The following is a 14,876-nucleotide window of genomic DNA, read 5'->3' as shown; positions in this document are numbered from 1 at the left end:
ATCATCTCGGTTCAATTTTTAGCCAAATAAGCGAGCCCAGAAGCCCTTCTTCTTTGGCTTTTCTTCAATAGAATTATTCTTTTGTTTATTCTCGTTAGAACCTGCTTCGTTTTCTTCATAAGGATTATGTTCACCAATCCACCGGAAGAATTCAGGAGCTTTAATTTCAACAAACTTGCCCCGTTTACCATTAATTCCGTCAACGCAAAGTTCAATTGGTAAAGCATTACGGTATTTTTCAATACTATCAGCTGTAAATCCATTGAAGGTATTGAGTTTGGAAATATCAAATAGGAGGCTTTCATCCCCTTGACGATATTGGAAGTCATCTTGTTGAGTTAAGTACAGTTTAGCCCACCGATTCCGCGAACTTTCCTTAAAGTCATCGCAGATCGTCTCGGAGAAGTAATCTGGTAATGGCATATTGGCCATTTCATAGTAGTTTTTAAATAATTGCCGAGTCATCGCGAGAAAATCAAGACGACCAGTTGCTGAATTGAAGTCACGCCATGGTGTTTCATCATCTTCAAGGAGATTAGCCATCCGCATTACAAAATCCTTAAATAAGGTGTTATTGAGGGTCTTGCGCACATTATAGATATACTGATTTGCAGCACCCTTTTGCGATTCATCAATTACTTTATCAATCTGGAGATAGTAAGTACGCCGGGCAGTTTCCCGAAGCATTGTAAAGCCAGAATCATAGTTCGTTGTCCCTATTAGTGGAGCAATTGGCTGGGGATGGTTAACTAATTCATTCATGATATCAACCACCAAGTGTCGACTATATTGATCTTGTTGGAAGAAGTATGGTTCGATTTCATCTATTAGGACGGGATATGAACTACCTAACTTCATGTAATGTTCCATTGCTTCAACCGTCTTAGCCTTTTTTTGTGGTGTTTGTGATGGATAAATTGTTCCGAAATCAATCAATGACCGGTCCGTGTTCCATGTTAGTTGATTGATGATTCGAAGAAGAGTCGATTTTCCAGAACCAGCAGTAGCTCCTAGTACAAGGAAATTAGGGACATCATTCCCGTCTTCGGGATTTAAACTAGATTTTGCCCGAATTTCCCAGAGGAATGGTGCAGTAAAACTATAAAGAATTGCTTCAAAGAATCGTTTTCCGTAATTAGCATCATAGTCTACCACAAACTGTTGATACCCTTTCATCACGGCATCGATACTTTTTAACCCTTCCCGAATTTCAGAAATTGTCGTAATCTTCCCAAACGGAATTGGGTGCGTTCCCGTATCATTTGGAACATAAAGCCCACTGTTATTATTGGCAATGTTCCGTTCCATTGGTCGATCGTATAAGAAAGTCGTGTATTTCTTTTCCGCATTCCGTTGTTGTGGTGACATTCCACTAATTAAGGCATCTTGAACCTGCTTAGTAATCTTTTCCCGAGTCTTTAATTTAGGCTTAGCTGCTCGTGGTGAAACGGCTTCTTTTTGCAGAGTATAAATCGTATCGTGCTGTTTTACCTGCTTAGCAATTTTTTCTTTAGTTTGGGACCGATCCATGGTAACGTCACGCATCGACTTAGTAATCATGTCGGGAATCAATTCATGATCGATGTCATGTTGAACGTCATGCTTAATGAGATCAACCATATCCGTCTCGGCAATCTTATCGGTTGTTTCATTATCAAGAATAACGGGGCCAGTACTTTCTTGCTTATTATTTTCCTGATCCTTTTTACTTTCTTCAATCTGCTTTTGAGCTGCCTTTACTAAGTTAGCCGTAAAGAAAGGACGTAATACTGGTTGCAAATCTTTTTTAAAGTGTTCCGCAAGACTTTGATATAAACGAATATTGTTATCAAAAACTAGTACTTCTTCAAATTGATTTCGTTGGTCATCAAAAGCAGCCTCAGTTAAATCAATACTACCAAGAATGATCCGAGTATCATGGGTTGTTGAATTACTCAATAGGTAAAATTTAGAATGAATTACCTGAGTTGGCGCGATTGAGATTTTAAAAAGGCTGTTAAGAATGTTAGCTTGGTTGTCACTGGTTAACGCGGAAAAGAGCTTTGCGGCTTCCTTGTTTGCGGAACTAAGAAGCGCGTTGGTTAGCGCAACTTTAGTGACCATTTCATCAGCACTTAGTCTGCTAGTCGGTTCGGAACTTAACGCAACATTAACGCTAATAAACTTACTAAGATACTTATTAATAAAGTCAGCTGTAATTTCCCCGGTAACCCCAATTAATTGATCATACTTCTTAGGATCAAATAACTGGTGGATCTTCAATGGTGGTGTATCCTGACCGTCAAAAGCAATGTGAATTTTTTTAATATCAGAAGTTTCTGTCATGACCATAATCCTTTTCTATCGATAAATATATTAGTTTTATTTTCGACTATTTAACCGCTTTTTGCAAGTAATTCTAGGATAATGACCAGTCTATCAGCTAAAGTTAGCATCTCCTGTTCACATAAGCTAAAAATAATCGATTAATTTTAATAAATTATTCCAAACGTATGTTCAAACGAGTAAAATAGAACGCGAATAGTAAAGAATGGAGTGAACCTATGAGATTCAAAAAGCGACTCTACCACCTCGGCTTTGTGCTAGTCGGTCTACTAGTAGTTACTGGTGTCATTCAAAATCCTCAATTAACGGATGCATCTTTAAGCCGAATAAGTCAAATTACCCGGCAACGGAAGACGAACGATCATCGTCAACAACAAGCGCTACCACCAAGCCAACAGCAAGCCAGTTCAATTTTAACTCCTGGTGTTCGACAACAGCTTGGTTCAAACATTGCTTGGAATAATGCTGGCGCGTTCGTTATTAATAATAACCAGACGAACCTTAATGCCCGGATTGCGAGTGCCCCCTTTGCAGTTAACCATATGGATAATCAAGGGCGAGCATGGCAAGGAGACGCATGGTTAAACAAAACAACGCGTCAATATAAAAATCGAGCAGCTACTGGTAACGGTGCAACTGACTGGCGCCCAGCTGGTTTTCTTCAGGCCCATAACCTTAAAGGTGGCTATAGCCATGCTTATGATCGTGGTCACCTTTTGGGATACGCCCTTGTTGGGGGAATTCGTGGTTTTAATGCTTCTGAAGCTAACCCAGCAAACATTGCAACCCAAACAGCTTGGGCAAATGAAGCACGGAGTAAAAACTCAACCGGACAGAATTATTATGAGAGTCTTGTCAGAAAGGCGCTCGACCAAAACAAACAAGTTCGTTATCGTGTTACGGATATCTACGATGGTAAAAATCTTGTCCCTGCTGGTGCACATATTGAGGCGAAATCTAGTGATGGTTCATTGGAATTTAACGTTTTTGTTCCCAATGTACAAAATAATATCTCAATTAATTATGCAACCGGTGCTGTTACAGCGATTAATCAATAGTTAGCATAAAAGCAGCTTTGTAATTCCCGTTAAGGATTTACAAAGCTGCTTTAGTTTTAAAATTTATTTTTCTTTCCCTGCGCGAACACGAATCCAGTAAATAATAGTCATAATAATCAGGAAGAGAACCCCAACTGATACGGAAACTCGTGTATCTGGGTTGAAGAACATGAAGAGTAAGATAACCGTTAACGCAATTAAACTAAAGTAGTTGTATGCGGGATAAAATGGCATCTTAAATGGGTGGTCCTGTAATTGTTCTGGGTGTTGTTTGCGGAAGTGAAGTTCTGATAAAAGGATAATAAACCATGGAACCATTCCGGGAAGAACACTAGAACTATAAACAATCACGAAGATGTTCTGGGCAGCTGAGCTGAAGATTGACATTAATTCATTAATGATAAAACCAAGGAAAATCCAGAATGAAATCGTTAGAATTGCAACGTTGGGAACAACCCGCTTAGATAATCTACTAAAGAATTTCGGTACTTCCCCATCAACAGAAAGTTTGAAAAGCATTCGACTAGCACTGTAGATTCCGGAATTAGCACCCGAAAGTGCCGCAGTTAAAACAACAAAGTTAATAATTCCAGCAGCACCAGTAATTCCAACCTTCGTAAAGGTTTCAACGAATGGTGAACCAACAGCTTTCAATTCGTCCCATGGATAAATAGAAACAATTACAAAGATAGCACCGATATAGAAGATCAAAATCCGCCAAATAACGGACTTAACAGATTTTACGATTGCATGACGGGGAGATTCGGCTTCGCCGGCAGTAATACCTAATAATTCGATTCCTTGGTAAGAACCAGCAATTACAGACAGGGAGAACATGAAGCCCATAAAGCCACCAGTGAAGAAACCACCGTGAGACCATAAGTTAGAAATACCAACTGGGTGCCAGTGATTACCAAACCCGAGGACAATTACTAGTAAGCCGAGGATAATCATGGTAATAATCGTAACGACTTTAATCATTGCAAACCAGAATTCTAGGCGACCATAGGCCTTTGCTGAAGCAAGGTTTGCCAATGTAAGAATGATAATCATTACTAATCCGGAGATCCAATCAGGAAGTTCAGGCCACCAATAGTTTAAGTACTGACTCATTGCAATAATGTCTGAAATCCCAACGATAATGAATTGGAAAACATTACTCCATTTGGTTAAGTATCCAGCAATTGGATGAATATATTTTGAACCATAGTCGGCAAAAGAACCTGTTCCTGGACTAATATAAATCAATTCACCTAAAGCACGCATAACTCCGTAAAGGACTAATCCCACAAAAGCATAGGCTAACAAGACGGAAGGCCCAGTCCACTTAATGGTGGATGTGGCCCCCATGAAAAGACCACTACCGATGGTTCCACCGATGGCAATCATTTCCATTTGTCCAGGCGTCATCGTCCGATTTAACTTTGCTTTATTCTCACTCATGTCTAACTCTCCATTTCCTTCAACTAAAAAAGCTACCCAAAAAGCCCTCTCAACCAGATCCAAATCATATGGTGACGGTTGAGTAACTTCTGGATAGCTGTTAACTTACAGAATTAATTAAATATTAAAGGTACTCAACCACGATAGTTGTTGTGGTGGTTGAGGTGGAGGTTAGACTTTGTATAACTGAATTTTGACTTAGCATAATACTTCCTCCAATTCTTTGTTCAATGTCATTAGAATACTATTAGAAAATTAAAAATGCAAGTCTTTTTTTGCTTTTTCTCCTTTTTTCCCCCGATGTTTCCAAAATACCGCTGTTAAAGAAGTAACCAGTCCGGTGATAATTATGCCGCCAAGGGTCGTTTTATTGTCTGTTTGGTTTCCAGTTTGGGGGAGAATTGTACTTTTTCCCTGATTGGCAGTAACTTGCTTTTTCTTTCTATGGAGTTCCTTTAAGGATGTTGAATCTCGATCGAGGAGTTGTTGGATGCTTGCATCATTCATTTCTAAACTTCTGTGATTAGAACGAGCATTATTCGGCGATTCCTCATTCTGAGGATGCTTCTCAATTTGGGAATCTTCTAAGTTTGATAAAGCAGCGGTTTTATTTTCTGACGATTCTGGTTCTTCCTGATAGTTAATTCCATCGTCAGTTGTAACATTTTCAGGATGGCTGCCAGCAGAACTCTTTTCTACCTCAGCTGTTTGACTAATGTTACCCTTACTAGTTTGGGTAATTTGTAATTCACCATCCCCACTTTCGGGGATGTAAGTTTGCTGACCTTGATTCGTATTTCCTTCATTCTGGTTTTGAGGATTGTTGCGCGGAATCAGTTCAGTTTGAGTAGTTTGCTCTACCCCATTAAAATTAGTTTGTGAACTTTCTTCTTTAGTTGCAGATCCTTCAGTTTGCGGTGCTCGATCTGGAGTCGTTATTTCATCAGTTGAACTAACTTGTGAGCTTTTTTCTGCCTCAGCTGTTGGAATAGCACTATTCTCACTGAACTGATCTGTTTGGGCGGTTTCATCTGTACTTTCCGGAGAATCGGTTTGTTGTCCTTGCTCCGTTCTCTTCTCGCTTTGTGCTTCCTCGTTATTATGACTAATTAACTCTCTTTGCGTAATTTGCTCCTTATTATTTGAAGCTGTTTGAGTGTTACCTTCCTTCTCTGCTGGCTCGGGCGTTTGGTTTTTCTGCTCCTTAGTCTTTAACGCTTCAGTTTGGTTGTCGTGGGTGCTTGTTTCCAGATCCCCTTCCTGATTACTGCTAGCATTCTCAGGTTGCTTCGTTGGTTCCTCGCCATCCTTCCTTTCTGGAGAGATGGTTTGTTGAGGTTGCTCCGTTCGCGTTTCGCTATCATTATTAGTGTTCAAATTTGTGTGGGTGCCCATTGACAGATTATCTTCATCAACGTCCTTACCTAGCTGTTCTTCGTGTTTATCAACCACTTGTTCACTGTTCTTTTCAGTCGGTTGAATTAGTAACCGAAATGGTTCCTGATTGGTTCGATACAATTTAAGACGTTTTGGTAGCAACTCTGACTGACAATATTCAAATCCTTCTGGAGCAGATGGAAAATCATACCATTGACCAACCTTTACGAGGTTACTATTCCATGTTACCGAACTAAATTTAAAATTATTATCATAGCCATAAAATGTATGGCGAAATTCAACTAATCGTTGTTGATCAGGAATTTTATATTGATGGTATGTAACAGTAATTGTTTCTCCTTGATTATCAGCTGTTACGGGTTGTGCCCGTACCTGAACAATATTTGGCTCAAAGTCATCGTAGTTAGGAACAAAGAATGATGACCAAAAGTTAGGGGTTAATGCTTGCCATTGATCAGCAACTTTCTTAAAAACTACTGTCTGCTTAACGGTCTGCATCCCCTTATAGGGTTCATCAATCTTGATAATTCGCGTAATCTGCCGAACCTCATCCGCCTTATTAAGCGATTGACTACTTGTAATTTTGCTTTGATTATTTTGGGCAGCATGTCCCGTACTTGTCGTAACTGCCAGTGTCATTAAAATAGTCGCTGAAGTAATGCCTACAAATTGTTTAATAATTGATTTCTTATTATACATAAAAATTCCTCCCCAATTGGCTTACATAATACCAATACGGAAGGAATTTTATTTTGCACGAAAAAAGCTTAAATTAATTTTTAAAGTGCATGGATGACTTTCTCAATATCATCCACAATTTGATCTGGAGTTAGGTGATACCATTCGTAAAGTACATCAAGAGGAACATTGTCCGCAAACTCACGTGGAGCACCGAAGTTCAAGACCTTCATTGCTTTTGGACCATAATAACGAGCAATCGTCTCACCAAAACCACCACTTACATTGCCGTCTTCAAGGGTTACAACAACATCATGATTTTCAGAAAGGTGATGCAAATAGTCTTGATCAATCCCGGTTAATGATTTGGGATTGATGAGCGTAGCATTAATGTTTAGCTTCTTTTGAAGTTCTTCACAGACATCAATTCCCAGTTGCCAAAAATCTCCAACAGCCATAATAGCAACTTCACTACCTTCACGTGCCACATCATAGTGAATAAGACTGTAGTCATCTTGACTAGCTTTCCCATGAAGGAGTTTCTTTTCTGGTTCACGAATAATAACGGGTTGCTCAGTTTGTTTAAGTGCCCATCTTAACATCGAAATTAACTCTTCAACATTCGTGGGAGCTAGGTATTCAATATTAGGAAGATTGGAAATCATTGAGATATCAAACGTTCCTTGGTGTGTTGCAGAGTCAGAAGCAATTGTCCCACCACGAACAATCATTACTACTGGTGCATCGTTAAGCGCCATATCATGAATTAATTGATCATAGGCTCGTTGAAGGAACGTACTATTTTGAAAGACAACAGGACGAGCTCCCGCAGTTGCCATTGCTACCGCAGTAGTGACTGAATCTTGTTCAGCAATTCCTACATCATAATAGTGATCAGGGTATTTGGCTTGGAACTGTTTAAGGTTAAAGACTCCAGGAATTGCAGCATTTAGAGCAACAACTGGTACCCCATCATCAATTTGTTTTCCTAATTCGGTTAGAATAGCATCGCTATAATTTTCGGTGGTTGTTGTTTCCTTAACCTTACCGTTCTTAATATCAAATGGTGGTTGCCAATGCCAGTCCATTTTGTCATCAACGGCAGGCTGGTACCCCTTCCCTTTCAAGGTATTTACGTGAAGAACAATTGGATGGTCAATATTCTTTACGTTCTTAAAGACATTAATCATTGTTTGCAGGTCATTTCCGTCAGCAATGTACTTGTAATCTAGTCCAATGAACTTAAAAATATTATTCTCTGCCTTACCATTAGAATCACGTAATTCTTTAAGTCCCTTGTAAAGACCACCTTGATCCTCATCAATTGCCATTTGATTATCATTAACAACAATAATGAGGTTAGAATGAAGTTTAGCGGCATTATTTAACCCTTCGAACGCTAGCCCACCACTTAGAGAGCCATCGCCAATCACGGCAACAATATTATCATTTGATTCGGGATGCATTAAGTCACGAGCCTGGGCCAAACCAACAGCAAGTGAAATGGAGGTGGAAGTATGACCTATCTCAAAAAAGTCGTGGACGCTTTCCTCGGGTGAAGTATAACCGGAAATATCCCCATAATGATCCGGATCGAGGAAGCCAAGTTTACGGCCAGTTAACATTTTGTGTGGGTAACATTGGTGTGATACATCCCACACTACTTTGTCATGAGGAGAATCAAAAACATAGTGGTATGCGATGGCAGTTTCCATAATGCCAAGGTTCGGTCCCACGTGTCCGCCAATTGCTGCATCTCTTTCGAGAACTAGTTGTCGCATTTCTGTCGCGAGTTGCTTTAACTGCTCAAGAGACATTGATTTAATATCTGCTGGGTTATTAACCCGATTCAAAAGATAATCTGGATGTCGATTCATCTGAGCCACCCTTTCTGATCGATGATCTATTCACACTATTTTAAAGATAATTTAAAAACACCTATTTTATTTTAACACGTTTTAGAATTCCTGCAGAAATTTGTCGCTCCCTAAATTGACGAATGCTGTTTCCTCATTTAAAATTAAATATGATTATATACAGAGGAATGAGAAAGTTGAATCAGCTTACTAATGAAGCTACTGATAAATTATCACCATTTAAGGATTTAACTTCGGAGCAAGAGCACCTAGTTAATTCAATAATTGAGTTTACTGCTAAACACATAAAAGCAGATTTTCCAGCGATCTATACGATCTACGGCGATGCAGGAACGGGAAAAAGTGTTGTCTTATCGAACCTCTTTGAAAGAATTCAAAAAGCAGCTCGCAAAGATTCACATTCACCTTTTTTCAAAACTAAAAACTATTTTTTGGTCAACCATCCCGAAATTCTAAAAGTATACCGTGAAATTGCCGGTCCAATTAAGGAACTCTATAAAAAAGACTTTACCCGGCCGACTTCATTAATTAACCAATTAGATAAGCACCATGAAACAATTGACATTGCTGTGATCGACGAGGCGCACCTATTGTTATCAAAAGCAGATCATTACAATAATTTTTATCACGACAATCAACTAGTAGAAATTATTAAACGATCTAAAGTAGTTATCCTGGTCTTTGATCAACATCAAGTGTTAAGAATGAAAAGTTTATGGACTCCTGAACGGTTAGCAAAGATTACCCATCAATATCCACACCAAGATTATTATCTCCACCATCAGTTTAGGATGGCCGCTAGTGACCGACTAATAGACTGGTTTAACCACTTTACCGATCAATTTGAACTTATCCCCTTCCCGACTGATAGTCGGCAAAATTATGATTTTCGGGTTTATGATGATGCTGAAGCGATGCGCCAAGCAATTGTCACACGGAATAATGAAGTCGGTCTTTCGCGGATCCTTTCTACTTCTGGTTACCCTTCGACTTTAGATGGCGGTAAGCACTATATTAAAGAAGGGCGATTTAGTTTGCCATGGGATCAATACAACTATACCGTTACCCCCTGGGCCGAACTACCACAAACAATTAATGAGGTTGGTTCAATCTATACTTGTCAGGGCTTTGATTTGAATTATACAGGGATAATTATCGGGCCACCGATTAGTCAAACTCCGGGAACACAAAAGTTGCAGATTAACCTTGATAAGTACACCGATTCTGAAGCGTTTAAAAAACGAGATGACTTAACGGATCCTAAAGAAATTAAGGCACTTGAAGAACAAATGATCATGAACTCGTTAAACGTTCTCTTTAAGCGTGGCGTATACGGAACATATATTTATGCTCATGATCCCCTTTTACGATCTTCTCTTATTCAGCTCTTCAAAAAAGCTGGCCTTAATTACTAAGAAAGCGAAGTGCATTATGAAAGAAAAAACTCTCAACAAGAAACTTTTAATCGCTTTAGGAGTCTTCTTGGCAATTATTATTATTATTTTTATCTATCAAAACTATCGGCCGGAAATTGAACTCTTGATCCATCCGGTTCCTAATGAAAAAGAAATTCTTCTCCACATGATTCGGGCACATGGGATTACTAACTCATTGCTGTTACTTGTTCTAATTGCAGTTTTGAATGCTATCCCCGGTCTATCAAATTCACTTATTTGTATCCTTTCGGGGCTTTGTTATGGGCCATTCTTTGGCTTTATCATTAATTGGATAGGAAACATTCTTGGTAATTGCGTTGTAATGAGTTTGATTAGGCAAATTAAACTTTCCAAAAAGGTTAAGCAACATAAACTGATTAAGTCCCTAATGCAGCAAAAGCATCCGCTAATTGGATTAACACTCGGGTTTATGATTCCGGTTGTCCCTAGTATTCTTGTTAATTATGCTGGCGCTCAATTGAATGTTAATCGGCGTCAATACATGACAATGGTCTTAATTGGAATGGCACCAACATCGTTCCTTTATGCCTTTGGGGGGGACGCAATCTTTAAGGGTAATCTCAAACGAATCATTAGCGTTGTTATTTGTATTGCTGTCTTGATTGGAATTTACCTTATTATTAAAAAGGTAGACGAAAAGCGAAAGAAATAATACGTACTCCCTCTTTAAGCACTGATGAATTTAACATCAGTGCTTTTTTAGTTTAAAAAATAAAAGCTGACGTCCAGCTTCGTTTAAGAGAGGCCCAGCTTTCAAAATACGACTTAACCGCCTATTTCGCAATTAGTTGGCAAAATATACAAGCAGCTCATACCTTTTAAACGGTATGAACTGCTTGACTGAAAGCTATTCAATTTTTCTGTCAGTACTTTTTGAAGAAAAATAATTAGGTTAATTTTCCTTCTTCTTCCCTAAACCAAACGTCATCGCTACTGAAGCTAATGCTAAACCAATGATGCCAGTATGCGCTGGCCTATTCCCAGTTTGGGGAAGCGCTGCTGACTTAGATTTTGCAACTGGTTTAGGCACAGCTTTAGCTCTTTGCTTTGTAAAGCTTAAACTAAGGTTTGTTCTTTGCGTCTCAATTCCTGCATATTGCTCAGGGATTAAAGGAGTTTGATGTGGTGCTGGCTTAGGATCTGGAATTGGCGTTTTAGTTGGAGTTGGGGTAGGTTTCTCGGGTACTTTTTGAACAGGTTTTACTGGAGTTTTAGGTGTCGGATTATCAATTACTGGAGGAGTGTCAACGAAGTCATTTGGCTTAGTGTAAATGACTGTCGTCTCAAAATTACCATCCGTATTGTTATCACCTAAAACTGTATCATGATGAGCCACCTTAGTATCAACACCATAACCTGCTACCTCTGGTGAAGGAACATCCTTAAAATTACCAGTAGGTACAAACTTGTCGCCCTGCTTAGTGAAGTAAACAGTTTGAACTACATCATCAGGATTCTTGTCTAAACCAACATAATGAATAGTCCAGGTTGATTTATGACTTTCCACTGGATCAGGTAAAACAGTAACTGGTGCATCCTTCACGTAAGGCACAACAGTAACATAATCAAAATCAGTATCATTTGGACCTAACTTAGTATCTTGGTGAACGCTGGCGTTTTCTTTAGGATTGTAAATGCTATAACCTTCTACTTCAGGAGATTTGACATCCACAAATTGTGTTTCTGGAACAAAACCAGAATCATATATTTTACTAGTTACCTTATCAGTATAAACGGTACGCTTGAAAGTAACAGTTTGGTATTGAGATTCAGGATTATGATCATCTGCACCTATATAATGAATAGTCCAAGTAACATGTTTTTCAGTTGTTATTGGTTTAGTGTAACCATGCTTGAGGTGTACTTCAAAGTTTTGATCTGTCTGATAGTCATTATCATAAACTAAAGTGCTTTGACCATCTTGAGCTTTAGTACCATCACTGACTAATTCATAGCCTTTATTTTCATAATCTTGGATACGATCAGCAGTAGAATAATTTGCTGTTTCACCAGCTAAACCCTCAACTGTATCAATTTGACCAAGCTGCTTATTATTTTCAGTATCGTCAATATAACTAATATTAATCTTTTGCTTACCAACAACAGTTAGCTTAGCACTGTTTTGGTCGCCTGGCTTAATAATTGAACTATGTTGAACCACGTGAGTAGTATCACTTGTTTGCCCCGTTTGAGGAACTGCAGCAAGCATACTGAACAAAGCCAAAGCATTAGTGTTGCCGCTCGCCTTAGTAGCATTGTTGTCTGTAACCGAATAATATATAACAGTAATAATATAATTGGGAATTTGAGCATATCCAGTACGTTTATTTGTTTTAGCATCTTGTAAGTTTTTGATAGTTTTTATTGGCAGAATCTCTGTTGGATTATCAGGATCATAATCTTGCCAAAACTCATTATTCCCACCAGAAATACTTTTAACTTTATAGCCATCAAATTTTGGTATTTCATCCTCTGGTAAACCTTTTTCTAAAACAGCATCTCCAACCATATCACCGGTAACCGCATTAGTGTGATAAATCGCTACATCATTAATAGATTGCCTTTGCGATCCCAAAGACTTATTACCATCAGTAACATAATTGATAGTTCGTCCAGTACGTAACTTCTTAAAAGAAGTTGAATCCATCACAGCTTGAGACATATATGCTGATTTATCGACATCGGTTTCAACACTCGGATCATAAGTATGTAAATGGATTTGCAAACTAGAGTTACTCTTTAAACTATCAACAGTAGTAATGACTGCGGTAACTTTATCCCAATCATCTTGCGTCCATTTTTTAACTTTAAAGTAGCCTTCAACAGTGGCTGCTTCAAGTGCGTCTTTAGTTGGAACATAATTACCCTCACTGTCTCTAATGAGCAACTTATCTAATGACTGGCCAGCTTCTCCTGTGACATACCAGTTTGTCACATTTTCAGCATTTTCACTACCACTGACTTCAACTGGACCGGTTAAGTGAGTGTTAAATTCACTCTTATCATCTTTTGTATTAGGCAAAATAGTGACCGCAAAGATATTTTTATCATCGTGATCAGTAGCATTTTTAATGGTGGAAGTTAATTCGAATTTGTTCGAATCAGTATTTAAGGATGTTGCCTTATGACTAAGTGATTGATCCTGATTCCCCTGACTATTGGTGTCACCACTTAACTCTTCCTGAGCAACACCAGTTTGAGGTGTGGCTGTCGTTTGATTGGCAATCGGAGTATTTGCAACAGATGTATTAGCAGAGTTGCTATCCTTCTTTTCTTCTGCAGTTAACGCGTCGCTAGAAAGGTCGCTCTGCCCCCCCAGTGGTATCAGCATGCACAACCGCCGAAGTACCAAAAAATAACGTGGTACCTAATAATACTGAAGCAACTCCAACGCTTAATTTTCGGATTCCAAAATGAGGAGCCTGCTCTGCTTGCTGTTGAAGCTTTTTCCATTGATTATTTTTTGAAACCATAATTTAATTTACTCCCCCAAATAATTAATATTTTCACGAACAATACTATTGTACTACGTTTTACTAAATTTTACTAATAACAATTAGGCATTCATCCCGTAACTTTAGTCGGATGAATGCCCTTGCTTAAATTAAAATTTTGATACCAATTTCTAATCATATTGATGTTGTAATTACTCACCCTCGATGGCATCATCTTAATATAACGGAGGTGAGTAATATAAAAATGCTAAAAGGAATTAAACTACGCTTATACCCAAGCAAATCACAACAAGCCCAACTATTACAAATGTTTGGGAATAATCGTTTTGTTTGGAACCAAATGTTAGCTATGGCTAAGCAACGCTATAAGAATAATCCGAGGAGTCATTTTGTAAACGGCTATCAAATGGATACCCTACTAAAAAGGCTCAAACAGGAATATCCATTTCTAAAAGAGAGTGATTCGACTAGTCTACAAGTGGTTAATCACAACTTAGCACAGTCTTTTAAGATGTTGTTTAAGCATCAAGGTGGTTATCCACGCTTTAAGAGTAGACATACAGCTAAGCAGTCATATACAGGGAAATCTACAATTTCTGTTGTTACTAAGCGTTACCTAAAATTGCCAAAACTTGGCATTATCAAATCTAGCAAAACTACTCAATTAACCGATTGTAAGGTTAAACGTTATACCGTAAGTTATGACCAAACGGGACGTTATTACCTGTCATTACAAGTAGAAACAGATGAACCAGCTCTCTTACCTAAAACAGGAAAGACCGTTGGTCTTGATATGGGAATAGGTGACCTAGCAATTAGCTCTGACGGAGAAAAGTTTAGTACTTTCAATGCCCGATGGTTAGAAAAACAGACCACCGTTTGGCAAAGCAAATACGCTAAACGTAAATACCAAGCTACCGTTGCCATACGTCAATGGAATCATAATCACAACGATACCAAAATGGAGCTAAACGACTACCAAAACTGGCAACGGGCACGGAGGCAAAAAGCACGTTATCAACAGCAGATAGCTAATAAGCGCAAAGACTACCTCCATAAGCTGACAACTAATTTGGTGAAACAATATGATGTAATTGTGATTGAAGATTTGAAAACCAAGAATCTTCAAAAGAATCATCATTTGGCTAAATCAATTGCCAATGCGAGTTGGTATCAATTTAGGAC

At 38.6% G+C, this 14,876-nt stretch carries 10 protein-coding genes; 4 read left to right on the top strand and 6 right to left on the bottom strand.

The genetic code is table 11. The features are described from left to right. Nucleotides 1-18 precede the first annotated feature (18 nt). Complete coding sequence (locus tag H5R64_RS07195) at nucleotides 19-2,331, bottom strand: ATP-binding protein (RefSeq protein ID WP_372456600.1); 2,313 nt, start codon at nucleotides 2,329-2,331, stop codon at nucleotides 19-21. Nucleotides 2,332-2,543: 212 nt separating this feature from the next. Between H5R64_RS07195 and H5R64_RS07190 the strand changes: the two genes are divergently transcribed. Continuing rightward, nucleotides 2,544-3,383: a DNA/RNA non-specific endonuclease gene (locus H5R64_RS07190; RefSeq protein WP_182581201.1), complete on the top strand. Its 840-nt coding sequence runs from the start codon at nucleotides 2,544-2,546 to the stop codon at nucleotides 3,381-3,383. A 63-nt stretch (nucleotides 3,384-3,446) separates the two neighbouring features. On the opposite strand, the gene H5R64_RS07185 is transcribed toward H5R64_RS07190, so the two are convergent. The 3 genes from H5R64_RS07185 to H5R64_RS07175 all read right to left on the bottom strand — a co-directional run bounded on the left by H5R64_RS07185 (nucleotide 3,447) and on the right by H5R64_RS07175 (nucleotide 8,779). Then, nucleotides 3,447-4,826, bottom strand: coding sequence for an amino acid permease (locus H5R64_RS07185; RefSeq protein ID WP_182581200.1), 1,380 nt, complete (start codon nucleotides 4,824-4,826; stop codon nucleotides 3,447-3,449). A gap of 255 nt (nucleotides 4,827-5,081) precedes the next feature. Continuing rightward, nucleotides 5,082-6,923 carry an LPXTG cell wall anchor domain-containing protein gene (locus H5R64_RS07180; RefSeq protein WP_182583170.1) on the bottom strand — a complete coding sequence of 614 codons (1,842 nt, stop codon included), beginning with the start codon at nucleotides 6,921-6,923 and terminating at the stop codon, nucleotides 5,082-5,084. Nucleotides 6,924-7,003: 80 nt separating this feature from the next. Then, nucleotides 7,004-8,779, bottom strand: coding sequence for a 1-deoxy-D-xylulose-5-phosphate synthase (locus H5R64_RS07175; RefSeq protein ID WP_182581198.1), 1,776 nt, complete (start codon nucleotides 8,777-8,779; stop codon nucleotides 7,004-7,006). A gap of 167 nt (nucleotides 8,780-8,946) precedes the next feature. Here H5R64_RS07175 and H5R64_RS07170 point away from each other — a divergent pair, with 167 nt between their 5' ends. Beyond that, nucleotides 8,947-10,194 (top strand): DUF2075 domain-containing protein, encoded by a 1,248-nt coding sequence (locus tag H5R64_RS07170; protein WP_407657587.1) that lies wholly within the window; start codon nucleotides 8,947-8,949, stop codon nucleotides 10,192-10,194. Nucleotides 10,195-10,210: 16 nt separating this feature from the next. Continuing rightward, entirely contained in the window at nucleotides 10,211-10,888 is a 678-nt protein-coding gene (locus H5R64_RS07165) for a TVP38/TMEM64 family protein (protein ID WP_182581196.1), read from the top strand. Nucleotides 10,889-11,128: 240 nt separating this feature from the next. Here H5R64_RS07165 and H5R64_RS07160 read toward each other — a convergent pair whose 3' ends face one another. Both H5R64_RS07160 and H5R64_RS07155 read right to left on the bottom strand, forming a co-directional pair. Continuing rightward, complete coding sequence (locus tag H5R64_RS07160) at nucleotides 11,129-13,567, bottom strand: mucin-binding protein (protein WP_182583166.1); 2,439 nt, start codon at nucleotides 13,565-13,567, stop codon at nucleotides 11,129-11,131. Next, nucleotides 13,530-13,709, bottom strand: coding sequence for a YSIRK-type signal peptide-containing protein (locus H5R64_RS07155; protein WP_220476785.1), 180 nt, complete (start codon nucleotides 13,707-13,709; stop codon nucleotides 13,530-13,532). The genes H5R64_RS07160 and H5R64_RS07155 overlap by 38 nt, the downstream gene beginning before the upstream one ends. 226 nt (nucleotides 13,710-13,935) lie before the next feature. Between H5R64_RS07155 and H5R64_RS07150 the strand changes: the two genes are divergently transcribed. Next, a partial coding sequence (locus H5R64_RS07150; protein ID WP_182583114.1) for an RNA-guided endonuclease TnpB family protein occupies nucleotides 13,936-14,876 on the top strand: 941 nt, incomplete at its 3' end.

Origin of the sequence: Limosilactobacillus fastidiosus (genome assembly GCF_014145505.1) — a bacterium.
Lineage (GTDB): Bacteria > Bacillota > Bacilli > Lactobacillales > Lactobacillaceae > Limosilactobacillus > Limosilactobacillus fastidiosus.
The sequence above is the reverse complement of the archived record's forward strand: the minus strand, read 5'-3'. Positions and strand labels throughout refer to the sequence as shown.